The sequence below is a fragment of the Streptomyces sp. NPDC005784 genome (assembly GCF_042871525.1).
GTDB lineage: Bacteria > Actinomycetota > Actinomycetes > Streptomycetales > Streptomycetaceae > Streptomyces.
The window spans coordinates 61573-88236 of record NZ_JBIAIQ010000018.1; the positions used below are offsets into that span (position 1 = coordinate 61573).

Below are 26664 nucleotides of genomic sequence, written 5' to 3' on the forward strand. Positions count from 1 at the left end.
CGTTGGAGCGTCAGGCGCCGCCCGGCTCCTCGGTGCGGCACTCCGGGTGACCCCAGCCCTGGGCGTTCTTGGCGATGAGCTCGCCGGCGGCGTACGAACGGCCGCACACGCAACGGCCGTTGAACTTGGCCTTGATGGTGCGGCTCGACGTGCCCTGACGGCTCGACGTGCCCTGCCCGGGCGCCTTGGCCGCCGGTCGGCGGCGGGCGGCTCCGGATGAAGCCGGGGTGTCGGGTGACGCCGGCGGCTCCGCGGACCCGAGGTCGCTGCCCGCGGGCTGCTGCACGATCGCGGCCTGGCTGGCGGCGCGGTCGGCGAAGTCGTTCAGCCGGTCGCCGTCGACCTGGTGGGCGGGCACGTAGCGGAACTCCACCGTGCGGCCGGTGAGGAGTTCGTCGATGCGGGCGACGAGTTCCTGGTTGGCGACGGGCTTGCCCGCGGCCGTCTTCCAGCCCTTGCGCTTCCAGCCGGGCAACCAGGTCGTGACGGCCTTCATCGCGTACTGGGAGTCCATCCGGATCTCCAGCGGAACGTCCGGCGCGATCGCCGTCAACAGGCGTTCCAGCGCGGTCAGTTCGGCGACGTTGTTGGTCGCCGTGCCCAGCGGTCCCGCCTCCCAGCGGGTCGGGGTCTCGTCCCCGTCGGCGACGACCCAGGCCCATCCGGCGGGTCCCGGGTTTCCCTTCGAAGCCCCGTCACAGGCGGCCACAACGCGTTCAGGCATGACCCCGATCATGCCACGCCCCGGCGAGGGCGCCGCGCACGGGGCGCGGGCCCGGCGCACCCCGGAGGAACCCGCGGCGGCCGGGCGGTGCGGGCCGCGGCGGGGCGGTGCGGGCCGCGGCGGGTGTGGAGCCACCCCGCCGGTGTCCGACGCGACCCCACCGCACCGGTCACCGGCACGGACCCCGCCGGTGACCCCCGGCGGGGTAAGAAGATCCGGGATGCGGTCGACCGCCCGGTCAGTGCCCGGGGCGGATTCGGCGCGCCCGCGGCCATGTCCAGTGCCGGACCGCGGCGGGCCGTGGACCTACGATGCCCGCCGGCGTGTGTCGCGCGTGCCCGCAAAGGCGTCAGGACACGTCCGTCATCTCGGGCATCTCGCCCTGGGTCGTCTTCATGTCGATGACGGAGAACGGCGCGCCCTGCGGGTCGCTCAGCGCGGCGAACCGGCCGAACGGGCTGTCCATCGGCCCGAAGCGCAGGACCGCGCCGCGCTCGGTCGCCTTCGCCACCGCCGTGTCGCAGTTCTCGACGGTGAAGTAGACGTTGACATACGGCGGCACCTCGGGCGGGAAGTCGTCCGTCATCTTCATCCGGCCGAGGACCGGTTTCCCGTCGAGGTTGAAGATGCGGAAGTCGATGGCGTCGTCGCGCACCTGCTGGGCGGTGAAGGGGAAGACGGCCGGGAAGAACGCGTCGGACTTCTCCGGGTCGCGGGTGAAGACCTCGGCCCAGGCGTACGCGCCGGGCTCACCGATCGACTCGAAACCCTCGTGGACGCCCGCCTGCCAGACGCCGAAGACGGCCCCACTGGGGTCCCGGGCCAGCGTCATGGTGCCGAACTCGCCGACCTGCATCGGCTCCATCAGCACCTCGCCGCCCTGGTCCTTGATCTTCGCGGCGGTCGCGGCGGCGTCGGGCGAGGCGAAGTACAGGCACCAGGCGGACTGGCCCTCCTGCCCCGGCATCGGCGGCACGACGGCCGCGACCGCCTTGCCGTTGGAGTAGGCCTGCGTGTAGTTCCCGTACTCCGAGGACGCCTCGCCGAACGTCCAGCCGAGTACGTCCCCGTAGAAACTCTTGGCCCCTTCGACATCGCTGAACATCGCGTCCGCCCAGCAGGGCGTTCCTTCAGGCTGTACGGCCATGACCCGACCTTCTCCTGTTCGGTGAACGGTTGCCCTGTTCACGCTAGCCAGCCTTCGGGCGGGCCGCGCGCCGAAGCGCGGGCGCTGCACGACACTGGAGAACGGGCCGACCTGGTCGTCGACGGGACGGGGTGCGGGATGATGCGGGCGTGGGAAGTGTCCGAGCCGGGGCCGATCGAGGGGGAGCCGCTGCGCCTCGTCGACAGACCGGTACCGACGCCCGGACCCGACGAGCTCCTGGTGCACGTCCGCGCCTGCGGGGTGTGCCGCACCGATCTGCATGTCGGTGAGGGCGACCTGCCCGTGCACCGCCCCGGGGTGACGCCGGGCCACGAGGTCGTCGGCGTGGTGGCGGGGACCGGCGGCGCCGTGAGCGGCTTCGGCCACGGCGACCGGGTGGGGGTCGCCTGGCTGCGCCGCACGGACGGCACCTGCGGGTATTGCGTACGAGGGGCCGAGAACCTCTGCCCGGCGTCCGAGTACACCGGCTGGGACGCGGACGGCGGCTACGCGGAGTTCACGACGGTGCCGGCCGCCTTCGCGTACCGGCTGCCGGACGGCGTGGACGACATCGCCCTGGCGCCGCTGCTGTGCGCGGGCATCATCGGCTACCGGGCGCTGCGCAGGGCCGCGCTGCCCCGGGGCGGCCGGCTCGGCCTGTACGGCTTCGGCGGCAGCGCGCACCTCTGCGCGCAGCTCGCGCTCGCCGAGGGCGCCACCGTGCACGTACTGACGCGGGATCCGGCCGCGCGACGGCTGGCTCTCGGCCTGGGGGCCGCGTCCGCCCGCGGGGCCTACGACGAGCCTCCCGAGCCCCTGGACAGCGCGATCCTGTTCGCTCCGGTCGGCGATCTGGTCCCGGTCGCCCTGCGGGCGCTGGACCGGGGCGGCGTCCTGTCGGTCGCGGGTATCCATCTGAGCGACGTCCCGCCGCTGCGCTACGAGAGCGACCTGTTCTACGAGAAGGAGCTGCGCAGCGTCACCTCCAACACGCGTGAGGACGGCAGGGACTTCCTCGCACTCGCGGCCCGCCACGGCATCCGCGCCACGACGCACGCCTATCCGCTGGAGCGGGCGCCGCAGGCCCTGCGGGATCTCAAGGCGGGCCGCTTCGACGGAGCGGCGGTGCTGGTGAACGACCACCCGCCGAAAAGCTGAGCATGCGGGCGCGCCGCCCCCGTGCGTGGATGGACCCACGCGGGTGCTGCGGTGGAGGTGCGATGGCGGGCCGGGGCGGTGACGACACGGCGGGTACGGGGGCGGTGTCCGACGCCCTGGAGGACGCCATCGAGTCCATCGGCACGACGCTCGACGAGCGCACCACCTGCGAGGAACTCGTGGCGTTCGTCTGCCGGCACTTCTGCGAGACCGCCGCGGTGGACCTGCTGCCGAGGGACGTCGCGGCCGACCGTCACTCGCCGGACCCGGACTTCTTCCGCGCCGCCACCGCCGGCCGCACCCGGCTGCTCACCCCGTCCGGCGGTCCGCGCCCGCTGTCCGTCCGGGCCCTCGACGAAGGGCACCCGATCGCCGCCTCGATCGACCTGTCCGGCCGGATACCCCGGCAGGTCATGACCGTGCCGCTGCTCGCGCACGGACGCCTGTACGGGGTGCTGCTCGCCGTCCGGCAGGGAGCGCCGTTCACCGACGCCGACACGTCGGGCACTCACTACGCGGCGCGTCTCGCGGCCGTGCACCTCGGCCACTCCCGGAAGCACGAGACCGTCCGCAGTACGGTCCTGGATCTGCAACGTGCGCTGCTCGCCGAACCGGGCCGGCCGCATCCGAACCTCGACCTCGCCACCCGCTATCTGCCGGCCGGGGGCGGAACCCTGGTGGGCGGGGACTGGTTCGAGACCGTGCGGCTGCACTTCGGGCGGACCCTGCTGGTCGTGGGCGACGTCATGGGCCACGGCCTGGACGCGGCGGTGGACATGAACGCGTACCGCTCGATGCTGCGCTATGTCGCCTCCACGGATCTGCCGCCCCACCGGGTGCTGCGCCGTCTGGACGCGGCGGTCGCCGAGGAGGGCACCCGGCGTCCGGCCACCTGTCTGCTCGTCCGCGTCGATCCGGCGCGCGGCATCGCGGTGATCGCGGGCGCCGGGCATCTGCCCCCTGTGGTGTTCGCCGGGGACGGCTCCGGCGAGCTGCTGCCGCTGCCGGTCGGTCCGCCGCTGGGCACGGGGGTGGGCGGCTACCAGCAGGTGGTCCGCAGGCTCTCCCCCGACGACACCCTGGTGATGTTCACCGACGGTCTCGTGGAGCGCCGCGACGAGGACATCGACGAGTCGCTGGCGCGGCTGGCCGCACTGCGTATGCCGCCGGGTGCCGGGGTCGACGACCTGCTCGACGAGGTGCTCGTCAGGCTCGACGCCCGCCACGCGGAGGACGACGTGGCGGTACTGGCGGCCCGGATCCACCCCCGGAACCACCCGGCCTGAGGCGCGCTCAGGACCTGCTCCCGCGGCCGGGACGGTTCGGTCGGGTGCGACCGACACGTTCAGTCGGTGGGATCGACGCGCACCGTGGTGAGGGCGGCGCCGACCATGCGGACGGCGGCGCTGTTGAACCGGGGCAGACTCTTCGGCCGGGCGCGGGCGTCGTCCCCGTGCAGCACATGGGCGGTGCCGCCGTACCAGCGCCGCTTGACGCGGACCGGACCCTCGGATCGGCCGGCTACTCCCCCGCGTACGCCCTCTCCAGGGCCGCGATGTCCAGCTTGGACATCTGGAGCATCGCCCGGGTCGTACGGGCCGCCTTCTGGGGGTCCGGGTCGCTGACCAGGTCGATGAGCCGGGAGGGGACCACCTGCCACGACAGTCCGTACTTGTCCTTGACCCAGCCGCAGGGGCCCGCTTCGCCGCCGTCCTCGACGAACCTGTTCCAGAAGTGGTCCACCTCGTCCTGGTCGGCGCAGTCGATCTGGAACGAGATCGCCTCGTCGAACGTGAACTGCGGGCCTCCGTTGAGCGCGACGAACTTCTGGCCGTTGGCCACGAACTCGACGGCCAGCACGGAACCGGCGGGGCCCGGGCCCGCCTCGGTGTAGCGGCCGACCCTGCCGAGCCTGGAGTTCTTGAAGATCGAGACGTAGTAGTGGGCGGCCTCCTCGGCCTGGCCGTCGAACCACAGACAGGTGGTGAAACCGTCGGCGGACATGGGTACCTCCTTGGGCGGAAAGCGTCGTCACTTCTGTCGACTGATCCTCGTCCGAAAACTCATCTGTCGCGCGCGCACGAACTCACCGGCGACGGCCCCGGGCCACCCCCGCCGCAGGCCCTTCCGAACAAGCCCTACCGGCAGGTAGGACCGGGTCGGCGCGGCTTCCGGCGCCGGGAAAAAACCCTGCCGGACGCCCGGCCCACGGAGTTACCATCCGCGGACATGACCTTCATCGACAGCCCCGGCGTCCGTCCGTTCCGTATCGACTTCCCGCAGAGCGACCTGGACGACCTGCACCGACGCCTCGACCGCACCCGCTGGCCCGACGAACTGCCCGGAGTGGGCTGGGCCTACGGAGTCCCCAAGGACTACCTCCAGGATCTCGTACGGTACTGGCGGCACACCTACGACTGGCGCGCGGCCGAGGAACGCCTCAACGCGTGGCCGCAGTTCACCACCGAGATCGACGGCGCGCGACTGCACTTCGCGCACATCCGCTCGCCGGAACCCGGGGCGACCCCGCTGATCATGACGCACGGCTGGCCCGGGTCGATCGTCGAATTCGCCCATGTCGTCGGGCCGTTGACCGATCCGCGTGCACACGGCGGCGATCCGGCCGACGCCTTTCACCTGGTCGTTCCGAGCATTCCGGGCTTCGGGCTCTCGGGGCCGACACGGGACACGGGCTGGGAGTTCACCCGGGTGGCCGCCGCGTTCGCCGAACTGATGGAGCGACTCGGCTACCGGCACTTCGGCACGCAGGGCGGGGACTGGGGCGCGGCCGTCTCGCGCGAACTCGGGCGCGCGCACCCGGACCGGGTGACCGGCGTCCACCTCAACCTGCTGCCCGGTGCGTACGCCGTCACCGAGCCGACAGCCGAGGAACTGTCCGCGCTGACCCCGGTCGAGCGCGAGCGCACCCTCGTCTCCTGGCGGCGGGGCCAGGATTGGAACCGCGAGGAAGCGGGTTACGCCGCGCTCCAGTCGACCCGGCCGCAGACGCTCGCCTACGCCCTCACGGACTCGCCGGTCGGTCAACTCGCCTGGATCGCGGAAAAGTTCAAGCAGTGGACGGACTCGAAGGACCGCCCCGAGGACGCGGTCGACCGGGATCTGCTGCTGACGAACGTGATGCTGTACTGGCTGACGGGCACGGCCGGTTCGTCCGCACGGATCTACTACGAGCGTGCCCACGCGGACTATTGGGGCACGCCGCCCGAGCCGTCGACCGCCCCGACCGCGCTCGCCGTCTTTCCCGAGGAGAACTTCGTCCTGCTGCGCCATGTCGCGGAACGCACCGACACCGTCGTCCGCTGGACCGAGTTCGACCGGGGCGGCCACTTCGCCGCGATGGAGGAACCGGATCTGCTGGTCTCGGACATCCGGGCGTTCTTCCGCCAACTCCGGCCGCTCGTCTGAGGGATGGTGCCGGACCTCCTGTCGTGGACCTCGGCGTCGAACGGGAGGTCCGGGTACGGCGGCAACCCGGCTCCGCGGCTCTCCGGCTCTCCGGCTCCGCGGCCTTCCGGCTCCGCGGCCTTCCGGCCTTCCGGCTCTGCCGACAGCGAATCTGCTGCGGGCCGAGAAATCGGGTCCGGCACCGTCACCGGGCCGAGAGTGGAGTCAGCGGCGACGCCCGCCGCGTCACGACCAGGAGGAACCATGACTCCCCTCATCACCGGCTGGGATCCGGCCCGCGCACCGCGGGCCGAGGAGGGCGACACTCCCGCGACCCGCTTCGACGACCATCTGGCCGCGCAATTGCTCGCCCAGCGGATCGTCCTCCTCGGTACCCAGGTCGACGAGGTCTCCGCGAACCGGGTGTGCGCCCAACTGCTCCTGCTCTCCGCCGAGGACGCGCGCACCGACATCAGCCTGTACATCAACAGTCCGGGCGGATCGGTGACCGCGGGCCTCGCCATCTACGACACCATGCGGCTGATCCCCAACGACGTCTCCACGCTCGCGATGGGATTCGCCGCGAGCATGGGGCAGTTCCTGCTCAGCGTGGGGACGCGCGGCAAGCGCTTCGCGCTGCCGAACGCGCGGATCATGATGCACCAGCCCTCCGCGGGCATCGGCGGCACCACCGCCGACATCGAGATCCAGGCGCAGAACCACGAGTTCACCAAGCGGGCCATCGAACGGATCACCGCGGAACACACCGGCCAGAGCGAGGAGACGATCTCCAGGGACGGTGACCGCGACCGCTGGTTCACGGCCGAACAGGCCAAGGAGTACGGCATGGTGGACCGGGTCGTGGAGTCGCTCGAAGATGTCCGCCCGGCCGCGTCACGGCGACGGATGGGACTCTGACATGGGTACGTACACGATTCCGAACGTCGTCGAGCGGACCCCGCAGGGCGAGCGGTCGTACGACGTCTTCAGCCGGCTGCTCTCGGAGCGGATCATCTTTCTCGGCACGGAGATCGACGACGGCGTCGCCAACGTCGTCATCGCGCAGCTCCTCCATCTGGAGTCGTCGAGTCCGGAGAGCGAGATCGCGATCTACATCAACTCGCCCGGCGGCTCGTTCACCTCACTGATGGCGATCTACGACACGATGACCTTCGTGCAGGCGCCGATCTCGACGTTCTGCGTCGGACAGGCCGCCTCCACCGCCGCGGTGCTGCTGGCCGGGGGCGATCCCGGACGGCGATTCGTCCTGGAGCACGCGCGCGTACTGCTCGGCCAGCCCGCGAGCGGCGGACGTCAGGGCACGGTGTCGGACCTCAGCCTCCAGGCCAAGGAGATGCTCCGGATCCGCTCGCAGGTCGAGGAGGTCCTCTCCCGGCACACCCACCACGACGTCGCCACTCTGCGCGCGGACATGGACCGCGACAAGATCTTCACCGCGCAGGAGGCGGTGGCGTACGGACTCGCGGACGAGATCCTGAGCCGGCGGCTCGCCGTGCTCTGACCCCGGGTCGCCCCGGGGCCGGCCGGAGTCAGGCGGCGAGGCACATGCCGTCGTACCGCGAGGCCGAGGTCGGGGTCGCGGCGGAGCGGCCCCGGACGGACCCGGCCCGGGTGTGCCGGGTCAGCTCGCGCTGGGCCAGCGACAGCAGTTCGGTGAGGCCGAGGCCGAGGGCGCGCGCGGCGGCCGCGAGGACCTCGGAGGATGCCTCCTTGCGGCCGCGCTCCACCTCGGAGAGGTAGGGCATGGAGATACGGGCCGCGTCGGCCACGTCCTTGAGCGTGCGCTCCTGGGCCAGGCGCTCACGCCGCAGGACGTCGCCGACCAGGTCGCGCCACAACGGCTCCTTGCCGGTGGGAGCGGCGGGAGCCGTCGGTCCCGGGTGCGGCGCGACGACCGGCGGCCGCGGTGCCCGAGCCGGGGTCTCGGCCACCGCGGGGGTCCGGGAGCGCTCCGGTGCTGCCACCGGGCGCAGGGGGATGACGCGGGCTTCGTTCGCCATGTGGTTGCTCACCTCTTCAGCCTAGGAGGCCCGCGCCGTACGGGAAGGGAGCGGCGTTCCGCTCTCGGTGAATCGGCCGAACGCCGTCGGCCTATGCGGAGGAGGAGGCGGCGGAGGCAGCCGACTGCGTCGTCAGATCGGCGGACGCCGAACCGGACGCCGGAGCCGACTCCGTCGTCGGAGGCTCGCTCGACGGGGTCTCCGGCTGCGCCGAGGACGGCGAGGAGGACGATGGTGTGGAAGGGGAGGACGACGACGGTGACGAGCTCTCGGACGACGGCGAGGTCGAGGTCGACGGGCACGGACTTCCGGATTCCGACTTCTTGTCGCCGGGCGAGGAGCACGGCGAAGCGGAGCCCGAGACGCTGACCGACGGAGAGGGATTCACCGGGGGGTGCGTCTTCTTGTCGTGGTGCACGTTGTCGCCCCGGTGCCGGGCGATCCACTCGTTGTTGTCCGGGTCGAAGATGACGAACACGTTGATGATCGTCGTCGAGGGCGCGACGACCACGACGTTCTGCGATCGGTACGACGGCCACGAGTCGCCCGTCGGCTTGGGGGTGCCGTTCTGCGGAACCGGCGCGAGCAGCGGGTTGCCGCACGCGCAGCGCACCCGGGGCACACCGCGGGCGTCCACGAGGACGGCGGTGCCTGCCTGGAGGACCGCCTGGTAGCTGGTGGGGGCGCCGTTGCGGTATCCGTGGTTGGTGACGCGGGTGTCCATGCGCAGCTGTACGGGGGTCAGGGAGCGCAGATACGCGGGGACCGCGTCCGGCTGGACGCCCTCCACCGAGGCGAACGCCTTGTTCTTCGCGGGGGCGGCCTGGAGCGCGCTGATCTGCTTCTCCACGTCGCAGCTGGAGACGTTGCGGGTGCCGCCGTAGAGGCCGGGCGCGTTACCGCTGACGGCGCGGGTCGCGTTGGCGGGCGCCGACTGGGCCGGCGTCGCCGGGGCCTGCGGCGCGGTGGAACTGTCGTTGGCGGTCGACTCGGTGAACGGGTCGGGCCCCGTCTTGTCCGCGGACTGCAGGAAGACCTCACTGCCGGCGTTCTTGGACCCGCCACCGCTGTTCGTGAAGACCAGGCCAAGGATCACCGCCGCCGCCACGACACCGGTGATCAGCGCGACCCGCGGCGCCGACCGCCACCAGGGCCGTTCCGGTCCGCGGCCCGGTTGCCCCGGGCCGGTGGCGCCACCGCCGGGCCCGGAAGGCCCACCCGCGCCACCACCACCCGTACCGCCGCCACCCGTGCCACCGCCTCCCGCACCACCGGCTCCGCTTCCCGCGCCGGACGCGCCGCTGGGCGGTCCGACGGGCGGCCGGCCGACGGGCTGGGTCGGGCTCGGCTGGGTCGGGCTCGGCTGGGTCGGGCCCGACAGGGGGCCCGAAGGCGGTCCGGTGGGGCGGCCGGAGGACGGCGGTTCGACGCTCACGAGCTCTTCTTCCCGATGGAGGGATGCCGCGGGACGCAGGTGTTTTGCACCGCTTTCTTCCACAACGAACCCATTGTGTGCCTCGGTCCGCCAGTGCCCGCAAGCCGACGCGGTCGGCCCTCCCGAGGGGCGGGCGGTGTCGGCGCTGCTTAGCGTGGCAGCGTGAGTCCCCAGACACCGTCCGCCCAGCCGGTCGACAGCAGCGGTGCGCGTCCGGCCACCCGCCACGGCTGGGTCCAGGCCCTCGTGGCCGTACTGGCCGGGCTGGTCGTCATGGGGGTGGTCGCCGCGCTCGGTCTGTGGGCGTCCGGCGCCACCGACCTTCCCGACAACGCCTATCCACGGGTGGTCGCGGCCACCGTCGTCACGGCGGTCGGCGGCACCATCGAGTTCACGGGCGACGCGGGGGCCATCGCCGAGACCAAGGCGGGCCTCACGGTGATCCCGCTGTCGGTGACCCTGGCCGGGGCACTGGTTCTCGGGGCGGGATTCCTGCGGCCGCTGCGACATCGCGCCGTCGCCGGGGCGACGGAGCTGGCCGGCTGGGCCGGCCGGCTCGTCGTCCTGTGGCTGCTCGCCCTGATCGGGCTGGCGCTCGCGGCCCGTCAGAACTTCACCGTCGACCTCGGGAACGGCACCATCGGCGCCATCGGCGACCTGTTCGGCGCAACGCCCGAGGTGGGTTTCAAGGCCGCCGTGGCACAGACCCTGGCCTTCGGGGTGCTGTGGCTGGCGGGTGTGTTCGTGATCGCGCTGCTGGTCTCGCGGGGCGCGCCGCTTCCCGCCCGGCTGCTGCGCTTCCAGGAGTCGGTGCGACCGGCCGCGTACGCCATGGTGGTCCTGCTGCTCACCTGCGTCGGCCTCGGTGTGGTCATCGGACTGGTGGTGGCGGCGACCCGCGGCCACGCGGCCGAGACGTTCGCCGTGATGCTCCTCGGTCTTCCCAACGTCGTCTGGCTCGCGTTCACCATCGGGCTGGGCGCCACCTGGAACGGGCGCGTGGACGGGCCGTTCGGGCTGCCGATGCCGCATCTGCTCGACGAGGTGCTGCGCACTCCGGACATCTCCGCGGTCAATCTCGGCACCCTCGCCGACTACGACGGCAGGATCTGGTGGCTGGTGGTCGTCGACGCCGTCCTGCTGCTCGGGGCGGCGTTCCTGATGGCGGCCCGCTCACCGGCCCGGGTGCGCGCCTGGCAGCACGCCGTCCACATGGCGGTCGCACTGGCGCTGACCGTGCTCATGATCTGCCTGCTCGGCCGGATCTCGGCGCACTACGGCCTGTCGATCCTCGGTCTCGGCGACATCGGCGGCGGTCTGAAGGGGGAGCTCTTCCTCAAGCCCGAGGTGTGGGGCGCCCTCGGCTTCGCCGTGCTGTGGGGACTGGTCGCCGGTTTCCTCGGCGCGCTGCTCGCGAAGGGCGTCCGGCGCAGGGGCGAGGTCGAGTCCACCGGCTGACGCGAGCCGGATGCGGTGCGGTGCGCTCGCGTCAGCGCCGGAACACCGGCCGGGCCCAGGCGGGTGGCTCCGGCGGTGGCCCGGGGTGCCCCGGTGCGGCCTCGGCGTCCGTCCGCGACCCGGTGCCGCCCCCGGTCACCTGACCGCGTGCGGCGATGCGCAGCGCGCTGACGAAGGCCAGGCACGAGTCGTACCGGTCGTCGGGGCTCTTGGACAGCGCCTTCGCGAGAACGGCGTCGACCGCGTCCGGGATGTCGGGACGCTTGGTGGTCAAGGCCGGCGGCTGGTCGTACTGGTGCGCCCACAGCAACGCCATGTCGTCGTCGCGCTGGAAGGGCGGCTTGCCGGCCATCGTCTCGTAGACGACACAGCCGAGGCTGTAGACGTCGCAGCGGCCGTCGACCGGCTTGCCGGAGATCTGCTCCGGCGCCACGTAGTCCAGGGTGCCGACGAACTGTCCGACGCTCGTGAACCCGGTCAGTGACAGGGACTTCTTGGTCAGCCCGAAGTCCGTGAGATAGACGTGTTCGGGATGGTCGCTGTCGGTGCCCTGGGCCACCAGGATGTTGCCGGGCTTCACGTCCCGGTGCACCAGGCCGTGGTCGTGGGCCGCGTCCAGTGCCGAGGCGACCTGGAGGGCGATCCGGGCGGCCACCGCGACCGGCAACGGCCCCTCGCGGTCGAGGAGATGACGCAGGTCGCGGCCGGCGACGTAGCGCATGGCGATGTAGAGGACACCGTCCGTCTCGCCCGCCTCGAAGACGGGCACGATGTGCGGGTGGTCGATGGCGGCGGCCACCCGTGACTCGTGGGTGAAGCGGCCGCGGAAGGTGTCGTTGCGGGCGAGTTCCGGGGCGAGCAGCTTGAGGGCGACCGTGCGGTCCAGGCGCAGATCCTTGGCCTGGTAGACGACGGCCATGCCACCGCGGCCGATCTCCCGCTCGATCCGGTAGCCCGCGATCTGCCGTCCGATCAGATCGGAGGGCCGCCCCGAGACCAGGCCGGTGTCGCGACGGGATTCTTCGTCCATCAACCGTCACCCCGGTGGCGCCCGGCGCCGTCCATCAGTCCTCGCCCCGGTCGTCGTCTTCGAAGGTGACCAGTCGGGTGGGTTCGTGGCCGCCGGGAGGTCCGCCGGGAGGTCCGCCGGGGGCGACTTCCCTCACGATCCGCGTCGGATCCGCCGCATGCTCGTGCGCCTTCCTCGGCCCCGGCTCCCGCCCCAGGTCTCGATTTCGATCCCGCTCCCGGTCCCAGTCCCGGTCCCGCTCCGGGCCCCGGTCACGCTCCGGGTCCTGTGCGCCTGGCTGCCGAGCCGTCCGGGGTCGGGCGGTCCCGGGAGTGCGCTCGGCGGCGAAGGTGCTCAGCCGCGTCCCGTCGCAGTACACCCACCGCTCGTGCTCGCCGTCGTACAGCCACAGCGACTCGCCGTCGACGACCACACCGATCCGGCTGCCCTGCGTCCGGGCCCGGAAGCTCTCCGCCTCGAGCTGCCCGGACGCCAGTTCCTCAGCGGCCTTCCTGTACTCGGAGAGCGCCTCCTCGACCCGGGCCAGCAGGGGGCGCGGATCGGCCGTGCGGGCGAGCGGACGCGTCGCCGCCGGCGGTACCTGCGGGACGGCGATCAGCAGGCGGCCGTCGACCCAGGCCGACCAGCCGTTCGCGCAGACGACCCGCCCCCAGTCCCCGAGCCGGTCGACGAGCTCGACTGGCAGCAGCGCGTCGAGGGGGGCGGTGGGCCGGGAGGGGTCCGGCGACTCCCAGGCGGGCAGCCCGTCCTGCGGAACGACATGCGTCGGGCGGAAGTCGGGGCTCGTCATCGGCGCCTACTTCCGCATGACCGCGGGCTCGTGCCGCCGCAGCAGCCGGGCCACCAGCCAGCCGAAGACGACGGAGAGCACGATCAGCATCCCCATGTTGAGGAGCCAGACGCCGGTCGAGTGCCGGAACAGCGGGTCGCCGGTCAGGTCGCCGGGGACGATCCGGGAGAGGCCGATGGTCCCGGCCATCGCGCCCAGGGCCCAGCGGGAGGGCACCAGCCAGGACAATTGCTCGATGCCTGGCACGCCGTTCAGCTTCAGCAGGGCGCCGCAGAACACCACCTGGACGATGGCCAGCAGCACGAGCAGCGGCATCGTCACCTCCTCCTTGCGCACCACGGCGGAGACGAGGAGACCGAGCATCATCGCGGTGAAGGCGAGCAGGGCCACCGCCAGCGTGATCTCGACGAGCGGTGGCATGAGAACGCCTTTGCCGCCGGGGGCGTTGAGATCGACGCCGAACAGGGCGACGAGGGTGAGCACGACGGCCTGGAGCACGGTGATGGTGCCGAGGACGACGACCTTGGACATCAGGTACGCCGATCTGGACAGGCCGACGGCCCGTTCTCGCTGGTAGATCGTCCGCTCCTTGACGAGTTCCCGCACCGCGTTGGCCGCTCCGGTCAGCACACCGCCGACACACAGGATGAGCAGCGCGTTCATCGCGGTGTCCCGGGTCAGCTTTCCGCCGGCCAGCGCCCGTGCCATCGCGCCCATCACGAACGGCAGGGCGATCATGATCGCGAGGAAGGTCCGGTCGGCGCCCAGCGCTGCCGCGTACCGGCGGACCAGGGTACGCAGCTGGGACCCCCAGCTCTGGGCCTTGGGCGGCGGTCCGACGAGCGCCCCGGTGGCGGCGTCCGGCAACCTCGGCTGCGAGGTGGACTTGTCGATGTACTGGCGATGGAACGGCGAGTCCCGGTACTCCTCCGCCCAGGCCCGGTCCGTGTCCCGCTCGAAGGCCTCGAACGCCTCGGGCCACTGCCGGTAGCCGAAGAAGGCCAGGGTGTCGTCGGGCGGCCCGTAGTAGGCGACCTTGCCGCCGGGCGCGAGGACCAGGAGCCGGTCGCAGACGTCCAGGCTGAGCACGCTGTGGGTGACCACGATGACGGTACGGCCGTCGTCGGCGAGGCCGCGCAGCATGTGCATCACCGAACGGTCCATGCCCGGGTCGAGACCGGAGGTCGGTTCGTCGAGGAAGAGCAGCGACGGCTTGGTCAGCAGCTCCAGGGCCACGCTGACGCGCTTGCGCTGTCCGCCCGACAGACTGTGGATGGGCTGGTCGGCGCGCTGCTCCAGACCCAGCTCGCCGATCACCTCGTCGACCCGCGCCCGGCGCTCCTCCTTGGCCGTGTCCTGCGGAAAGCGCAGTTCGGCGGCGTAGGTGAGCGCGCGGCGGACGGTCAGCTGAGCGTGCAGGATGTCGTCCTGCGGGACGAGTCCGATCCGCTGGCGCAGCTCGGCGTAGTCCCGGTAGAGGTCACGGCCGTCGTAGAGCACCGTGCCGTGGTCGGCCGGCCGCTGTCCGGTGAGCGCGTTCAGGAGCGTGGACTTTCCGGCACCGCTCGGGCCGACGACGGCGAGCAGACATTTCTCGCCGACGGGAAAGGACACCTGGTCCAGAAGCGTCTTGCGGCCCTTGTCCACCTCGACGGTGAGGTCCTGCACGTCGAGGGAGATCTCTCCGCTGTCGACGTACTCCTGCAGCTGGTCGCCGACGAGGCAGAACGCGGAGTGTCCGATGCCGACGATGTCACCCGGTGCGACCGGGGCGCGCTCGACCGGCTGGCCGTTGAGGAACGTGCCGTTGTGGCTGCCGAGGTCGACGATCTCGAACGTCCCGTCGGGCCGGGCCTGCAGTTCGGCGTGGCTCCGGGAGACGATCAGGTCGTCGATGACCAGGTCGTTGTCGGCGCCGCGGCCGATACGGACGGTGCGGGAGGGCAGCGGCCGTACGGTGGTCGGCTGTCTGAAGGTGCTGGTGGCGGCCGGCATGGAGACGGCCGAGGGGCGCTCCGCGGCAGGTGGCGGGTGGCGGACGAGCACGGCGCGCGGGCCGTCGGCGGGACTGCCGAAGCGGATGACGCTGCCGGGTCCGACACCCCACTCGTGGACGCGCCGGCCGTCGGCGTACGTGCCGTTCGTGCTGTTCTCGTCCTCCAGCGTCCAGTGATCGGCCTGGGGCCGCAGCACCGCGTGGTGCCACGAGACCCGGACGTCGTCGATCACGACGTCGCACAGGGGATCGCGCCCGACGTGGTAATCGTGGTTCGGACTCATCACCGTCGAGCCCGTCTCGGTTTCGAGGACGAGCTCGGGTGCAGTCGCCGCGATCTGCCTCTCCGCCATGCCAGAATTCTAACGATTCGCCCACATGTGCGCCTGATCAGCTTTGCACGGCCGGAGCGCGCCAGAGGTCAGGCGGCGGAGATGCCGAGCACCGCGGCGGTGCGGTGCATGCGCAGGGCGTCCACCGATTCCGCGAGCAGTTCGTATTCGGTGGTGTCGTCGTTGGTGGAGACACGCACGAGTTTTCCCGCGGCCAACTCCTCGGCGACCAGCTCCTGTTGCTCAGAGTCACCGCACCAGGCACGCAACATCGTCGGAACGTCGGGAACGCTCTCCCCCACCGGCGCGATCGAGTTGGGCGGAAACGTGGGGTCCTCCGGCTGCGGATCGAGTCGTTCGGCCATCCAGGCCGCCCGGTCCCGCATCCACCACAGGGCCAGCGCGAGGGTCGGCGCGCGATAGGTGCCCAGGGGTACGCCGACTCGCTGACCGCCGCAGATGCCGTACGCGGTGACATGGCACAGGAATTCGTCGTGCACGTTGTTCCCCCATTGGCGTCGCTCGTCGCCGGTCCGGCCTCACTTTCCCTGCGGCTCATATGCAGTGCACCGTGCTGGTGCACGGGCGTGGCTGAATTGCCCTACTGATTGAGTATCGTCACTACTGACACACTGTCACCATGTGATTCCAGCCAGTCTCTTGGCATATTCGCCGCCGGGTTTGGCCGAAACGGCACCGCCCGTGTCCCGGGCCTCCTGGGCCGCGGCATGACCCCGCAGGTAATCGACGCTCCGAGGGGCGCCCGCCAGGGTGGTCGTATCGCATCCGGAGCCGCAACTCCCGCTCGGGATACGGACCCTGGCCATGAATACGTTCCTCGATGGAGGCTGGTTCACCATGTCCGCGAACACCGACCGCTACGAGACCGCCGTCACCCGCTACTTCGAGGCCTGGAACGCGGGCGGGCGGGACACGCTGACAAAAGCGGTGGCCGCCGCCTGGACCGCGGACGGCACGTACACCGACCCGCTCACCGACGTCCGCGGGCACGAGGGGATCGCGGCCGTGATCACGGCGGCGCACGAGCAGTTCCCCGGCTTCGCCTTCCGCCTGCTGGGCGCGGTCGACGGCCACCACGACACGGCCCGCTTCGGCTGGGAGCTGGTCGACGAGACGGACGGATCCGCGCCAGTCGCCGGATTCGACGTGATCGTCCTGGACGGCGAGGGCCGGATCCGGAGCGTGCAGGGATTCCTGGACCGCGTCCCGGCCCGAGCCGGGGCGGAACCCGGCCGCTCGCGATGAGTTTTCCCGCTTCCGGTGGTCTCTTGAAGAGGACGAGCATCGGATGACGGCCACCGGACCGGGAGGACCACATGAGCACGGCGAGCAGGCTCGAAGCGGAATTCACCGCGGTGCTGCGCAAGAGCCCCGAGACAGGCGGCTGGACGTACGTGGTCTGGCCCGAGTCAGTCGCGTTCTTCGGAACCCGGGGACTGGTCAAGGTCAGCGGCACGATCGACGGCCACCCCTTCCGCAGCTCGTTCATGGCACTCGGCGACGGCACCCACAAACTGCCGGTCAAGGCCGATGTGCGCAAGGCGATCGGGAAGGAGGAGGGCGACACGGTGACCGTACGCCTGAAGGAACGGCTCACCGCCTAACGGCCGGCGCGGGGGGCGACGCCCGCGCCCGCGACCGCGCAGGTGGCCGGGCGGCGGCCGTCCGATGATCCGCGCCGGTGGCCGGGCGGTGGCCGTCCGATGATCCGCGCCGGTGGCCGCCGAGGGGGCCGCGCCGGTGGCCGCCGACCGCGAGGTCCCTGATGCGGACGGGCACCGCGTCAGGGACCTCGGCGAACACCTGGCGGCCCGCCGGCCGCCGTAGGCCCTACACCTTGACGACCGCGTCGATCCGGGCGAGCTCGTCCTCGGTGAACTCCAGGTTGCCGATGGCCGCGACGCTGTCCTCCAGCTGCCGCGGGCTGCTCGCGCCGATCAGCGCGGAGGTGACCCGGCCGCCGCGCAGCACCCAGGCCAGCGCGAGCTGGGCCAGCGACTGGCCGCGTGACCTGGCGATCTCGTCGAGGGTACGCAGCCGGCCCACGAGGTCCTCGGTGACCTTGTCCGCACTCAGGAACGGACTGTCGCTCGCGGCCCGCGAGTCCTCCGGGATGCCGTCGAGGTAGCGGCCGGTGAGCAGGCCCTGCTCCAGCGGCGAGTACGCGATGGAACCCACTTGGAGCTCGTCGAGCGCGTCGAGCAGGCCCTCCTCCTCGGGGCGGCGGTCGAGCATCGAGTAGCGCGGCTGGTGGATGAGCAGCGGGGTGCCCAGCTCGGCCAGGATCCGGGCGGCGTCGCGGGTCTGCTCCGCCGAGTAGTTCGAGACGCCGACGTACAGCGCCTTGCCCTGCTGGACCGCCGAGTGCAGGGCGCCCATCGTCTCCTCCAGGGGAGTCTCCGGGTCGGGGCGGTGCGAGTAGAAGATGTCGACGTAGTCGAGGCCCATCCGGCCCAGGCTCTGGTCGAGCGAGGACAGCAGGTACTTGCGCGAGCCCCATTCGCCGTACGGACCCGGCCACATCAGGTATCCGGCCTTGGTCGAGACGATCAGCTCGTCGCGGTGGTGCGTGAAGTCGGCCTTCAGGGCGTCACCGAGGGCGGACTCGGCGGCGCCGGGCGGCGGGCCGTAGTTGTTCGCCAGGTCGAAGTGCGTGACGCCGAGGTCGAAGGCGCGGCGCAGGATCGCGCGCTGGATGTCCACGGGCCGGTCGGGGCCGAAGTTGTGCCACAGGCCGAGCGACAGCGCGGGGAGCTTCAGGCCGCTGCGTCCGGTGCGCCGGTAGGGCATCTCCGCGTAACGGTCGGGGTGTGCGGTGTACAACGCGTACTCCTGGGAGGCCGGGGAAACAGGCCTCCACTCTCGCGCGCCCGTGGGCGGCGGTCCAACGGGAGGATCGGATGGCATTGAGCGATCCCGCTTCTCAATCGGTACCGACGCCCTCACCTCGGCCCTTAGGCTTGTGCCCCATGGAACTGCGCCATCTTCAGCACTTCGTCGCCGTCGCCGAGGACCGGCACTTCACCCGGGCGGCGGAGCGGCTGATGGTGTCGCAGTCGGGCCTGTCGTCGTCGATCCGCGCGCTGGAGCGGGAGCTCCAGGCGCCGCTGTTCGTCCGTACGACCCGCCGGGTCACCCTCACGGAGGCCGGTCGCGCCCTGTTCGTCGAGGCGGAGCGGATCCTCGCCCAGGTGCGTTCGGCGCACGACGCCGTGGCCGCCGTGCAGGGCGTGCTGCGCGGCACTCTGTCCCTCGGCACCGAACAGTGCATCGCGGGCGTGCACTGTGCCAAGCTGCTCGCCGCGTTCCGGCGGCGCCATCCGGACGTGGAGATCCGGCTGCGGCAGGCGGGTTCCGAAGCGCTGGCGGAGGAGGTCGCGGCGGGCCGTCTCGACCTGGCCTTCGCCGTGCGGACGCGGGCCGACTCCGAGCACCTGCGGTCGGTCCCGCTGGCCGGTGAGCCGATGACCGTGCTCTGCCACCCGGAGCACCGTCTCGCCACCGCCGCCGTGGTGACACCCGAGGAACTGGGCGAGGAGGCCTTCGTCGACTTCCACCCCGACTGGGGCCCGCGGCGCACCACCGACGCGGCGTTCGCGGCGGCGGGTGTGCAGCGGACGGTGACCCTGGAGGTCAACGACGTCCACAGCCTTCTGGAGCTCGTCCACGAGGGGCTCGGAATCGCCGTCGTACCACGTCACTTCGGTCTCAAGCGCGAGGCCCGCGCCCTCACCGCGCTCCCCTTCAAGGGCCCCGTCGAAGCGTCGTACGAGACCGTGGCCATGCTCCCGCCACCGGAGGCCACGAGCCCGGCGGCGCGGGCCCTGATGACGCTCCTCGTCACCTCCCGGGACGGCGTCTGAGCGCACCCGGCCACCCTGCTGCCGCCCGACACGACCGCGCACGGGTGAGCGGACGCCGGGACTGGGTGTCGCGGACACATCAGCGGGCCCAACGTGCGGGGTTCCGGGCGCAGGCACGGGCGCGATGCGCGATGGTGGATCCATGCTCGCAAAGGACATCCTCATCGACGGATTCAGCCGCATCCGGGAAGAAGTCCATGCCGCCGTCGACGGCCTCCCGCCGGACGACCTCAACGCCCGCCCCAGCGAAACCGCCAACTCGATCTCCTGGCTGGTCTGGCACCTGACCCGCGTCCAGGACGACCATGTCGCCGAAGCCGCCGGAACCGAGCAGGTCTGGCTCACGGACGACTGGGCCAAGCGCTTCGGGCTCGACCTGCCGCGGCGCGACACCGGGTACGGCCACACCTCCGCGAAGGTCGCCCGGGTACGGGTGGAGTCGGGTGACCTGCTGCTCGGCTACTACGACGCCGTTCACGAGCGGACCGTCGCGTTCATCGGCGGGCTGACCGCCCAGGACTTCGAGCGGGTCGTGGACGAACGCTGGGACCCGCCGGTCACCCTGGGCGTACGCCTGGTCAGCGTCCTGTCCGACGATCTCCAGCACGTCGGACAGGCCGCCTACGTACGCGGACTGGTTCAGCAGGCGTAGCCCGGCAGCGCCATGCCCTCGGACTCGTTCAGCAGGCGTAGCCGGGAAGCACGACGTCCTCGATGAGTGCCTTGCGCTCGTCGTAGGGGATGAACGCGCTCTTGACGGCGTTCACCGTGACGGTGCGCAGATCCTCGATGCCCCAGCCGGCCTCCTCGACGAGCAGCGACATCTCCCGGGTCATCGTCGTCCCCGACACCAGCCGGTTGTCGGTGTTGAGGGTGACGCGGAAGCCCAGGTCGCGCAGGGCGGTGATGGGGTGCTCGGCGATGGAGGTGGCCGCTCCGGTCTGGAGGTTGGAGGTCGGGCACATCTCCAGGGCGATACGGCGGTCGCGGACCCATCCCGCGAGGCGGCCGAGCTTGCCGTCCACGATGTCCTCGGTGATGCGGACGCCATGGCCGATGCGCTGGGCGCCGCAGACCTGGAGGGCCTGGTGGATGCTGGGCAGGCCGTGGGCCTCACCGGCGTGGATGGTGAACGGGACGCTCTCGCGCCGCAGGTGCTCGAAGGCGGCCAGGTGGTCGGCGGGCGGGAAGCCGTCCTCGGCGCCCGCGATGTCGAAGCCGACGACTCCGGCGTCCCGGAACGCCACCGCGAGGTCGGCGATCTCCCGGGTGCGGTCGAACATCCGCATGCCGCACAGCAGGGTGCCGACGCGCACCGGGGTGCCCGCGGCGGCCGCCTTGGCCATACCGGCCGCGAGGCCCTCCTGCACCGCCTCGACGACCTCGGGCAGGGTGAGTCCGCCGTTCACCATCAGCTCGGGCGCGTACCGCACCTCGCCGTAGACGACACCGTCCTCCGCGAGGTCGAGTACGTACTCCTCGGCCGTGCGCAGCAGGCCCTCGCGGGACTGCATCACGGCGAGGGTGTGCTCGAAGGTGGCTATGTAGCGCACCAGGTCACCGGAGTTGGCGGCCTCGTAGTACCAGTCGGCCAGTGCCTGCGGGTCCGTGGTGGGCAGGGTGTGGCCGACCTTCTCCGCGAGCTCGACCAGGGTGGCCGGGCGCAGACCGCCGTCGAGGTGGTCGTGCAGGACCACCTTGGGCAGGCGGCGGATCGTGTCGATGTCGATGCGGGGCGCGGTCATGTGCGGTGTTCCTCGGCAGGTCGGTTCGGGTCGGGAGCGTGCGGAAAGACGCGGAGTGGTGCGGGAAGCCCCGGTCAGCCGGCGGGCTGGAGCAGGTCCCAGCGGTTGCCGTACAGATCCTGGAAGACGACGACCGAGCCGTACGGCTCGTGACGCGGCTCCTCCAGGAAGGTGACGCCCGCGGCGCGCATCCGGGCGTGGTCGCGGGCGAAGTCGTCGGTGTGCAGGAAGAAGCCGACGCGTCCGCCGGTCTGGTCGCCGACCCGGCCGCGCTGGGCCTCGTCCTTGGCCCGGGCCAGCAGCAGTCCGCTTCCGCCGCCGTCCGTGCCCGGCTCGACGACGACCCAGCGGGAGCCGTCGGGCCTCGGGGTGTCCTCGACGAGGCGGAAGCCGAGGGCTTCGGTGTAGTGGCGGATGGCCTCGTCGTAGTCGTCGACGACGAGGGTGACCAGGGCGATGCGTCTCATCGGACCTCTCCAGGGTTATACGTAACACGCAGGGTACGGCATCCCGTCGAGGGCCTGATGGAGACCTCCGTCGGGGGGGTGCGGCGGCACTCTCCGGCAGCCGGCGCGGCAGCGATTCCCGCCGGCGCGCACGGCGGCGATCTCCACCGGACACCACGGAGCGATCTTCATCGGAATCCACCGCGGCGATCTTCATCGGGCGATACGGGAACGATCCCGGCCCCCAATCGTCTACAGTTGTGTAGACGATCACTGCAACGCAGTCGGCGCGGGCGACGTGTCCTGCCGCGTGCGCGCCTGCCATGGAAAGGGGCCACACCCATGTCCGCCGCCCCGGGCGTCGCACCCGCACGCGAGGCCGATGCCCCTCCGGCTCGGCCGTGAAGCGCGACGACACCGGCGACATCGCCGGTTCGACGGCTGTGGGAAGCCTGGTCGCGTTCGTACTGCTGACGCTGATCGTGACCGGCCACGACGGTGCCCCTTTGTTCGGCGACGAGAAGCTCGCCTCCTGGTCGCTCGCGCACCGCCCGGACGTGGCGCTCGCCCTGGCACGCGGCGTGACGTACACCGGCACCGGAGTCACCGCGTACGCCCTGGTGGTCCTCGCCGGCCTCATTCTCGGACGGACGGCTCGGCAGCGGGTCGGCGCCGTCGCCGCCTGCGTGGGCTGTCTGGCCGCCGCGCAGGCCGTGCGGTACACCGTGATGTCGCTGGTCGCCCGCCCCCGGCCCCCGATGGCGGACTGGGCCACCCACGCCTCGGGCTGGTCCTTCCCCTCCGGTCACACCACCACCTCCGCCGTCACCGCCGGACTGCTCGTCCTCGCGGTGCTCACCCGCGCCCCGCGGTGCAAGAGAACCCTCGTCCTGCTCATCGGCGGCTGGGCCGTGCTGGTCGGACTCTCCCGCGTCTACCTGGGTGTTCACTGGTTCTCCGACGTCGTGGGCGGCTGGCTGTTCGCCATCTGCTGGCTGAGCCTGCTCCTGTACGTCCTCGCGCGGTTCCTCCCCCGCGCTCACTCCGCTATATCGGCGCCCCGTCTCCGCCCAGGCCCCACGACGGAAGAGCGCCACGATGCACCCCACGACCAGCGCGACGTCCCTCCTCACTCTGCTCCGTAGCCATCTCGGCCGGGCGGTGGGCATCGCCTATCTGGCCGCCGCGACAGTGCCCGCCCCGGGCCTGTGGCTTCGCCGCACCCACTGGCTCGGCCCGGCCGGAATGCTCGAATTCCCCTTCAGAACAGCACCGTTCCTGCTGTCCCTGGTCCTGTTCACAGCCGGACTGCAAGTGCCGCTGAGCGAACTGCGCGCGCTTCTCGGCCGTCCCACGGCACTGCTGACGGGCCTCGCCCTGCATCTCGTCGCACCCCTGGTGATCATCCCAGGGGTCGCGTTCGCGCTCCGGCAGTCCCCCGACAGTGACGGGGGCAGCGGGCTGGTCACGGCGATGATCCTGATCGTGGCGATGCCGGTGGCGGCGGGGGCAACGGTGTGGACCGGCAAGGGGGAGGGCTGCCAGCCGACGGCGGTGGGCCTCGTCCTGGCGTCCACGATCGTCAGTCCGATCACCGTCCCGGTGACCTTGACGACGCTGTGCCCACTGCTGCACGGCACGTACGCGGGCTCACTGACGGAAGCGGCCCGGACCGCGGGCAGCGGTTTCGCCCTCACGGGCGTACTGCTGCCGTGCGGCGCCGGAATCCTGTGCCGGCTGGTACTGCCCCGCCGCCCGACGGCCCTCCTGCTCGGTGCGGCGGTTCCCGCGGCGATACTGGCCTCGTTGCTCCTGACGTACGTCAACGCGAGCGGAGCTCTCGGCCCGTTCCTCGCCCACCCCGAGCCGGTCCTGTTCACGGCCGCGGTGGCCGTCGCCGCCACGGTCTGCGGGCTGTCGTTCGCGCTGGGCCTGGTCACCGCCCGCGCACTGCGCCTCGACGCACCCGCGGGCGCGTCCGTCACCCTGGCCTGCGGGATGAACAACAGCAGCGCCGGCGCCGTCCTGATCACGACGACACTGCCCGACCGGCCGCACGTACTGCTGCCGGTGCTGGTCTACAGCCTGTTGCAGAAAGTGGCCGCGGGGCGGGTCGTACGGGCCGGAGGACGCTCTCGTGCACGGACCTGAAGGGGTCGGATCCACCGCGCCACTGTCCGCTGATCGAGTCCGCGCTCGGGCTCGGGCTCGGGCTCGGGCTCGGGCTCGGGCTCGGGCTCGGGCTCGGGCTCGGGCTCGGGCTCGGGCTCGGGCTCGGGCTCGGGCTCGGGCTGAGGGAGCCCCTGCCCCGGCAGGGCAAGGGCTCCCTCCGCGTAATTCGTCCCCGACACACCGGGCCTGCAGCACGTCGAGGCCGGCGAGCTCCGCGTCCGTCAACCGCGTCGCGCCGAATCCGACGCGATTGACGGCGAGTTCGCCAAGCGTCCAGGTGCCCGCGGCCGCCGCGGTGATCGTTTCTGCGGTCATCGCGGCAGTTTCGCAGGCCGTCCGCGGAGCCGTGGCGAACGGTCGTAGGACATCCCACGGCATCGGGCAGCCCGCCGTACCAACTCCCAAGTACCGTGCTACGCAAAGGACATGGGCTCGACACCGAGCCTCAACACTGTCCACATGCTGGGATTGAGCCGTACCGACCGTCCGTTCCGTCGGGCGAGGACTACCCTGCTGTGCAGACGTCCCAGACCCCGGCGGCATGTCGTTGCCGAGCGCAGATCGCCGCGGGAAGCGGGCCCTTCGCCCGTAGCCCGGCACGTCCCTGGAGGAAATCGGGTGGGTCCGCAATCCTGCCGCACAGGCCGGCGAGTCGGCCGTTGCCCGACCTCCGCCGAAAGTACTCCGCTGCCGGAAGTGGGTCGGCGACGCCGGGATCCCTGCGCCGCCGAATCCCCTGCCGGACGGTCTTCCGAACCGAGGCGTCATGCCCCTTCCGCCGCTCGCCATCTACCGTCACGACCGAAATGAACGGGCACTGATCACGCTGGTCGGCGAGATCGACCTGGAGACGGCGCCCTTGGTGGGCGCATCACTGGAAGGGTGCCTGCGCGACGGCATCCGCGCCATCGATGTCGACCTCACGCCCGTGACCTTCTGCGACTGCAGCGCCCTCAACGCCTTCCTCCACGCCTCACAGCGCATCGCCGCGGCCGGGGGGACGCTCCGACTGCACCATCCACCGCGGACGCTGGGTCTCATGGTGGACATCGTCGGCTGCGCTTTCCTGCTCGTGGACCCGCCGTTCGGGCATCGGCCTTCTCGTCCCAGGAACACCCCGGCCACCAGGTCTCCGGTCCCGCCGCGTCGGCCGGTTCCGCCCGTACCTGTCCTCGCGGGCGGTGTGCTGTGACCCGGTGGCCCGGGTGAAGTCCCACAGCAGGTCGGCCCGGATCCAGTCACTGGTCGCCGAACAGGCGGCCCGGCGGGGTGCCCGGGTCGGCGTGGTGGACGTGTGCACCGCGGCGGTGGCCGCGCTCCCGGTCGGCGGGGCCGGACTCTCCGCGATGTCCAGATCCGCGGCAAGCCATCCGTTGTGCAGCACCGACGATGTCAGCGAGCAGTTGGAGGAACTCCAGCTCACCTTGGGCGAGGGGCCTTGCGTGGATGCCTTCGCACAGGGCTCGGCCGTACTGACGCCCGATCTGCTCACCGCTGAAGTGCAGGACCGCTGGGCCGTGTTCGCCGGCGCGGCCGCGAAGGCCGGGGCACGCGCCGTCTTCGCCTTCCCTCTGCAGATGGGGGCGATCAGCCCCGGAGTCCTGGACCTGTACTCGCAAGACCCGGGCCGGTTGAACGCGGAGGAGCTGGCGGACGCGCTGGCTTTCGCCGACACCGCCACTCTGGTCCTGCTCGACTCCCGGATCGACGGGGAGGCGGGCCTGGCGGACGAATGGTCGGCGGACGGTCGCTTCGAGGACCTGGGCGCCTACCGGGCGGAGATCGACCAGGCCACGGGCATGCTCACGGCCCAGCTCGAAGTCGGTGCCGAAGAAGCCTTCGTCCGGCTGCGGGCGTACGCCTACGCCAGAGGACGCCGCCTCGCCGCGGTGGCCGCCGACGTGGTCACCCACCGGCTCATGTTCCCCGCGGGCCCGGACACGGATCAGGCCGACGATGAGGCGTGACGCCTCGGCCGGACCAAGGAGCCGAAGCAAGGAACCGGGCCAAGGAACCGGACCAAGAAGCCGAACCCGAGTATCGCGGACGGGAACCAGACCGCGAACCGATCCCATGGACCGGACGAAGAGTGAGTTGCGCTTCCCGTCCCCGCATTCGGGCCGGGACGAGAGTCGACGGAGGGTGTGCACGATGAATCAGCGGCTCCTGGCCAAGACCTTCGTCGAGCTGGCGGACAACCTGGTCGCCGACTTCGACCTGATCGATTTCCTGCGCCTGCTCACCGACCGCTGTGTGGGCATGCTCGGCGCGAGTGCCGCAGGCGTGCTGCTCGCGGACCGCGACGGCGAACTCCGCGTCATGGCCGCCTCCAGCGAGCAGGTGCGCCTGCTGGAGCTCTTCCAGCTGCAGAACGACGAAGGGCCCTGCCTGGACAGCTTCCGTACGGGCGCCCGGGTGATCGTCGCCGATCTGAGCGGGGAGGCCGATCGCTGGCCACGCTTCGTCGCGGCGGCCCAGCGCAGCGGGTTCGGGTCGGTCCAGGCTCTGCCGATGCGGCTACGGGACGAGGTCGTCGGAGCGCTGAACCTCTTTCGCACCGACCCCGGCCCCTTCGACCCGGACTCCATGCCGCTCGCCCAGGCCCTGGCCGACGTCGCCACCATCAGCCTGGTGCAACAGCGCACCGCAGCACCGTCCTCAACGAGCAACTGCAGAGCGCGCTGAACAGCCGCGTCCTGATCGAACAGGCCAAGGGAAAGCTCGCCGAACGCCGGGGCATCGACATGGAGCAGGCCTTCACCACACTGCGCGGTTACGCCCGTGCTCACAACCGGCGCCTGTCCGACCTGGCCCGCGCGTTCATCGACGACTCCGAGCCGCTCCCCGGCCTGCGGTCCTGACCAGGGCCACGGCCTGTCAGCGGTGCCCTGTCCGGTTCCCCGGGCTGTGATGCGCGGACT

Annotated in this window: 26 protein-coding genes and 2 pseudogenes; 15 read left to right on the forward strand and 13 right to left on the reverse strand. The window is 71.6% G+C overall.

Annotated features, from left to right (window positions below; translation table 11 throughout):
- Positions 1–10 precede the first annotated feature (10 nt).
- Positions 11–736, reverse strand: coding sequence for a ribonuclease H (locus tag ACFYR3_RS26135; RefSeq protein ID WP_355852739.1), 726 nt, complete (start codon positions 734–736; stop codon positions 11–13).
- Between the two features lie 337 nt (positions 737–1073).
- Complete coding sequence (locus ACFYR3_RS26140) at positions 1074–1871, reverse strand: VOC family protein (RefSeq protein WP_355852736.1); 798 nt, start codon at positions 1869–1871, stop codon at positions 1074–1076.
- A gap of 141 nt (positions 1872–2012) precedes the next feature.
- Here ACFYR3_RS26140 and ACFYR3_RS26145 point away from each other — a divergent pair, with 141 nt between their 5' ends.
- Positions 2013–3029: a zinc-binding alcohol dehydrogenase family protein gene (locus tag ACFYR3_RS26145; protein WP_355852819.1), complete on the forward strand. Its 1017-nt coding sequence runs from the start codon at positions 2013–2015 to the stop codon at positions 3027–3029.
- Positions 3030–3091: 62 nt separating this feature from the next.
- Positions 3092–4315, forward strand: a complete 1224-nt coding sequence (locus ACFYR3_RS26150) for a PP2C family protein-serine/threonine phosphatase (RefSeq protein WP_389284835.1) — start codon at positions 3092–3094, stop codon at positions 4313–4315.
- Between the two features lie 235 nt (positions 4316–4550).
- On the opposite strand, the gene ACFYR3_RS26155 is transcribed toward ACFYR3_RS26150, so the two are convergent.
- Entirely contained in the window at positions 4551–5033 is a 483-nt protein-coding gene (locus tag ACFYR3_RS26155) for a VOC family protein (RefSeq protein ID WP_355852730.1), read from the reverse strand.
- A 225-nt stretch (positions 5034–5258) separates the two neighbouring features.
- Between ACFYR3_RS26155 and ACFYR3_RS26160 the strand changes: the two genes are divergently transcribed.
- From ACFYR3_RS26160 to ACFYR3_RS26170, 3 genes are all read left to right on the forward strand, one after another.
- Entirely contained in the window at positions 5259–6455 is a 1197-nt protein-coding gene (locus ACFYR3_RS26160) for an epoxide hydrolase family protein (RefSeq protein ID WP_389284836.1), read from the forward strand.
- A 243-nt stretch (positions 6456–6698) separates the two neighbouring features.
- Positions 6699–7352, forward strand: coding sequence for an ATP-dependent Clp protease proteolytic subunit (locus ACFYR3_RS26165; RefSeq protein ID WP_355852724.1), 654 nt, complete (start codon positions 6699–6701; stop codon positions 7350–7352).
- A 1-nt stretch (position 7353) separates the two neighbouring features.
- Positions 7354–7956: an ATP-dependent Clp protease proteolytic subunit gene (locus tag ACFYR3_RS26170; protein ID WP_355852721.1), complete on the forward strand. Its 603-nt coding sequence runs from the start codon at positions 7354–7356 to the stop codon at positions 7954–7956.
- A 28-nt stretch (positions 7957–7984) separates the two neighbouring features.
- On the opposite strand, the gene ACFYR3_RS26175 is transcribed toward ACFYR3_RS26170, so the two are convergent.
- Both ACFYR3_RS26175 and ACFYR3_RS26180 read right to left on the reverse strand, forming a co-directional pair.
- Positions 7985–8467: a helix-turn-helix domain-containing protein gene (locus ACFYR3_RS26175; protein WP_389284837.1), complete on the reverse strand. Its 483-nt coding sequence runs from the start codon at positions 8465–8467 to the stop codon at positions 7985–7987.
- A 79-nt stretch (positions 8468–8546) separates the two neighbouring features.
- Entirely contained in the window at positions 8547–9890 is a 1344-nt protein-coding gene (locus tag ACFYR3_RS26180; RefSeq protein ID WP_389284838.1) for a DUF6777 domain-containing protein, read from the reverse strand.
- 162 nt (positions 9891–10052) lie between these two features.
- Between ACFYR3_RS26180 and ACFYR3_RS26185 the strand changes: the two genes are divergently transcribed.
- Positions 10053–11348 (forward strand): streptophobe family protein, encoded by a 1296-nt coding sequence (locus ACFYR3_RS26185; RefSeq protein ID WP_355852712.1) that lies wholly within the window; start codon positions 10053–10055, stop codon positions 11346–11348.
- Positions 11349–11379: 31 nt separating this feature from the next.
- Here ACFYR3_RS26185 and ACFYR3_RS26190 read toward each other — a convergent pair whose 3' ends face one another.
- The 4 genes from ACFYR3_RS26190 to ACFYR3_RS26205 all read right to left on the reverse strand — a co-directional run bounded on the left by ACFYR3_RS26190 (position 11380) and on the right by ACFYR3_RS26205 (position 15996).
- Entirely contained in the window at positions 11380–12378 is a 999-nt protein-coding gene (locus ACFYR3_RS26190; protein ID WP_355852710.1) for a serine/threonine-protein kinase, read from the reverse strand.
- A gap of 34 nt (positions 12379–12412) precedes the next feature.
- A complete protein-coding gene (locus ACFYR3_RS26195) occupies positions 12413–13168 on the reverse strand; it encodes a hypothetical protein (RefSeq protein WP_355852707.1) in 756 nt (251 codons plus the stop codon).
- A 6-nt stretch (positions 13169–13174) separates the two neighbouring features.
- Complete coding sequence (locus ACFYR3_RS26200) at positions 13175–15517, reverse strand: FHA domain-containing protein (protein ID WP_389284839.1); 2343 nt, start codon at positions 15515–15517, stop codon at positions 13175–13177.
- A 68-nt stretch (positions 15518–15585) separates the two neighbouring features.
- Entirely contained in the window at positions 15586–15996 is a 411-nt protein-coding gene (locus tag ACFYR3_RS26205; RefSeq protein WP_328557338.1) for a hypothetical protein, read from the reverse strand.
- A gap of 358 nt (positions 15997–16354) precedes the next feature.
- Here ACFYR3_RS26205 and ACFYR3_RS26210 point away from each other — a divergent pair, with 358 nt between their 5' ends.
- Both ACFYR3_RS26210 and ACFYR3_RS26215 read left to right on the forward strand, forming a co-directional pair.
- Positions 16355–16762, forward strand: coding sequence for a nuclear transport factor 2 family protein (locus ACFYR3_RS26210; protein ID WP_355852700.1), 408 nt, complete (start codon positions 16355–16357; stop codon positions 16760–16762).
- Positions 16763–16833: 71 nt separating this feature from the next.
- Positions 16834–17121: a DUF1905 domain-containing protein gene (locus tag ACFYR3_RS26215; RefSeq protein ID WP_355852697.1), complete on the forward strand. Its 288-nt coding sequence runs from the start codon at positions 16834–16836 to the stop codon at positions 17119–17121.
- Between the two features lie 226 nt (positions 17122–17347).
- Here the strand turns inward: ACFYR3_RS26215 and mgrA are convergent, their stop codons facing one another.
- A complete protein-coding gene (gene mgrA / locus ACFYR3_RS26220) occupies positions 17348–18340 on the reverse strand; it encodes an L-glyceraldehyde 3-phosphate reductase (protein ID WP_355852694.1) in 993 nt (330 codons plus the stop codon).
- A 146-nt stretch (positions 18341–18486) separates the two neighbouring features.
- On the opposite strand from mgrA, the gene ACFYR3_RS26225 reads away from it, so the two are divergent.
- Together ACFYR3_RS26225 and ACFYR3_RS26230 are read left to right on the forward strand one after the other, a co-directional pair.
- Positions 18487–19380 carry a LysR family transcriptional regulator gene (locus tag ACFYR3_RS26225; RefSeq protein ID WP_389284840.1) on the forward strand — a complete coding sequence of 298 codons (894 nt, stop codon included), beginning with the start codon at positions 18487–18489 and terminating at the stop codon, positions 19378–19380.
- 142 nt (positions 19381–19522) lie between these two features.
- Positions 19523–20032 (forward strand): DUF664 domain-containing protein, encoded by a 510-nt coding sequence (locus ACFYR3_RS26230; RefSeq protein ID WP_355852689.1) that lies wholly within the window; start codon positions 19523–19525, stop codon positions 20030–20032.
- 28 nt (positions 20033–20060) lie between these two features.
- Here the strand turns inward: ACFYR3_RS26230 and ACFYR3_RS26235 are convergent, their stop codons facing one another.
- Both ACFYR3_RS26235 and ACFYR3_RS26240 read right to left on the reverse strand, forming a co-directional pair.
- Positions 20061–21125: an adenosine deaminase gene (locus tag ACFYR3_RS26235; RefSeq protein WP_355852686.1), complete on the reverse strand. Its 1065-nt coding sequence runs from the start codon at positions 21123–21125 to the stop codon at positions 20061–20063.
- A 74-nt stretch (positions 21126–21199) separates the two neighbouring features.
- Positions 21200–21592, reverse strand: a complete 393-nt coding sequence (locus ACFYR3_RS26240) for a VOC family protein (RefSeq protein ID WP_261707466.1) — start codon at positions 21590–21592, stop codon at positions 21200–21202.
- Between the two features lie 380 nt (positions 21593–21972).
- Between ACFYR3_RS26240 and ACFYR3_RS26245 the strand changes: the two genes are divergently transcribed.
- Positions 21973–22716, forward strand: coding sequence for a phosphatase PAP2 family protein (locus tag ACFYR3_RS26245; RefSeq protein ID WP_389284841.1), 744 nt, complete (start codon positions 21973–21975; stop codon positions 22714–22716).
- Complete coding sequence (locus ACFYR3_RS26250; RefSeq protein ID WP_356784339.1) at positions 22670–23722, forward strand: sodium-dependent transporter; 1053 nt, start codon at positions 22670–22672, stop codon at positions 23720–23722. Before ACFYR3_RS26245 ends, ACFYR3_RS26250 begins: the two co-directional genes overlap by 47 nt.
- A gap of 240 nt (positions 23723–23962) precedes the next feature.
- Here the strand turns inward: ACFYR3_RS26250 and ACFYR3_RS26255 are convergent.
- A pseudogene (locus ACFYR3_RS26255) lies at positions 23963–24058 on the reverse strand (aldo/keto reductase); the annotation flags it as partial.
- 451 nt (positions 24059–24509) lie between these two features.
- On the opposite strand from ACFYR3_RS26255, the gene ACFYR3_RS26260 reads away from it, so the two are divergent.
- The 3 genes and pseudogenes from ACFYR3_RS26260 to ACFYR3_RS26270 all read left to right on the forward strand — a co-directional run bounded on the left by ACFYR3_RS26260 (position 24510) and on the right by ACFYR3_RS26270 (position 26604).
- Positions 24510–24935, forward strand: a complete 426-nt coding sequence (locus tag ACFYR3_RS26260; protein ID WP_389284842.1) for an STAS domain-containing protein — start codon at positions 24510–24512, stop codon at positions 24933–24935.
- Positions 24936–24948: 13 nt separating this feature from the next.
- Complete coding sequence (locus ACFYR3_RS26265; protein WP_389284843.1) at positions 24949–25710, forward strand: ANTAR domain-containing protein; 762 nt, start codon at positions 24949–24951, stop codon at positions 25708–25710.
- A gap of 184 nt (positions 25711–25894) precedes the next feature.
- A pseudogene (locus tag ACFYR3_RS26270) lies at positions 25895–26604 on the forward strand (GAF and ANTAR domain-containing protein).
- Positions 26605–26664: the final 60 nt, after the last annotated feature.

Bases quoted from the DNA above. Each gene is read 5' to 3' on its own strand.
- ACFYR3_RS26135 (WP_355852739.1), bottom strand. From the start codon at position 736: ATGATCGGGGTCATGCCTGAACGCGTTGTGGCCGCCTGTGACGGGGCT.
- ACFYR3_RS26140 (WP_355852736.1), bottom strand. From the start codon at position 1,871: ATGGCCGTACAGCCTGAAGGAACGCCCTGCTGGGCGGACGCGATGTTC.
- ACFYR3_RS26145 (WP_355852819.1), top strand. From the start codon at position 2,013: ATGCGGGCGTGGGAAGTGTCCGAGCCGGGGCCGATCGAGGGGGAGCCG.
- ACFYR3_RS26150 (WP_389284835.1), top strand. From the start codon at position 3,092: ATGGCGGGCCGGGGCGGTGACGACACGGCGGGTACGGGGGCGGTGTCC.
- ACFYR3_RS26155 (WP_355852730.1), bottom strand. From the start codon at position 5,033: ATGTCCGCCGACGGTTTCACCACCTGTCTGTGGTTCGACGGCCAGGCC.
- ACFYR3_RS26160 (WP_389284836.1), top strand. From the start codon at position 5,259: ATGACCTTCATCGACAGCCCCGGCGTCCGTCCGTTCCGTATCGACTTC.
- ACFYR3_RS26165 (WP_355852724.1), top strand. From the start codon at position 6,699: ATGACTCCCCTCATCACCGGCTGGGATCCGGCCCGCGCACCGCGGGCC.
- ACFYR3_RS26170 (WP_355852721.1), top strand. From the start codon at position 7,354: ATGGGTACGTACACGATTCCGAACGTCGTCGAGCGGACCCCGCAGGGC.
- ACFYR3_RS26190 (WP_355852710.1), bottom strand. From the start codon at position 12,378: ATGGACGAAGAATCCCGTCGCGACACCGGCCTGGTCTCGGGGCGGCCC.
- ACFYR3_RS26195 (WP_355852707.1), bottom strand. From the start codon at position 13,168: ATGACGAGCCCCGACTTCCGCCCGACGCATGTCGTTCCGCAGGACGGG.
- ACFYR3_RS26200 (WP_389284839.1), bottom strand. From the start codon at position 15,517: ATGGCGGAGAGGCAGATCGCGGCGACTGCACCCGAGCTCGTCCTCGAA.
- ACFYR3_RS26210 (WP_355852700.1), top strand. From the start codon at position 16,355: ATGTCCGCGAACACCGACCGCTACGAGACCGCCGTCACCCGCTACTTC.
- ACFYR3_RS26215 (WP_355852697.1), top strand. From the start codon at position 16,834: ATGAGCACGGCGAGCAGGCTCGAAGCGGAATTCACCGCGGTGCTGCGC.
- ACFYR3_RS26225 (WP_389284840.1), top strand. From the start codon at position 18,487: ATGGAACTGCGCCATCTTCAGCACTTCGTCGCCGTCGCCGAGGACCGG.
- ACFYR3_RS26230 (WP_355852689.1), top strand. From the start codon at position 19,523: ATGCTCGCAAAGGACATCCTCATCGACGGATTCAGCCGCATCCGGGAA.
- ACFYR3_RS26235 (WP_355852686.1), bottom strand. From the start codon at position 21,125: ATGACCGCGCCCCGCATCGACATCGACACGATCCGCCGCCTGCCCAAG.
- ACFYR3_RS26240 (WP_261707466.1), bottom strand. From the start codon at position 21,592: ATGAGACGCATCGCCCTGGTCACCCTCGTCGTCGACGACTACGACGAG.
- ACFYR3_RS26250 (WP_356784339.1), top strand. From the start codon at position 22,670: ATGCACCCCACGACCAGCGCGACGTCCCTCCTCACTCTGCTCCGTAGC.
- ACFYR3_RS26260 (WP_389284842.1), top strand. From the start codon at position 24,510: ATGCCCCTTCCGCCGCTCGCCATCTACCGTCACGACCGAAATGAACGG.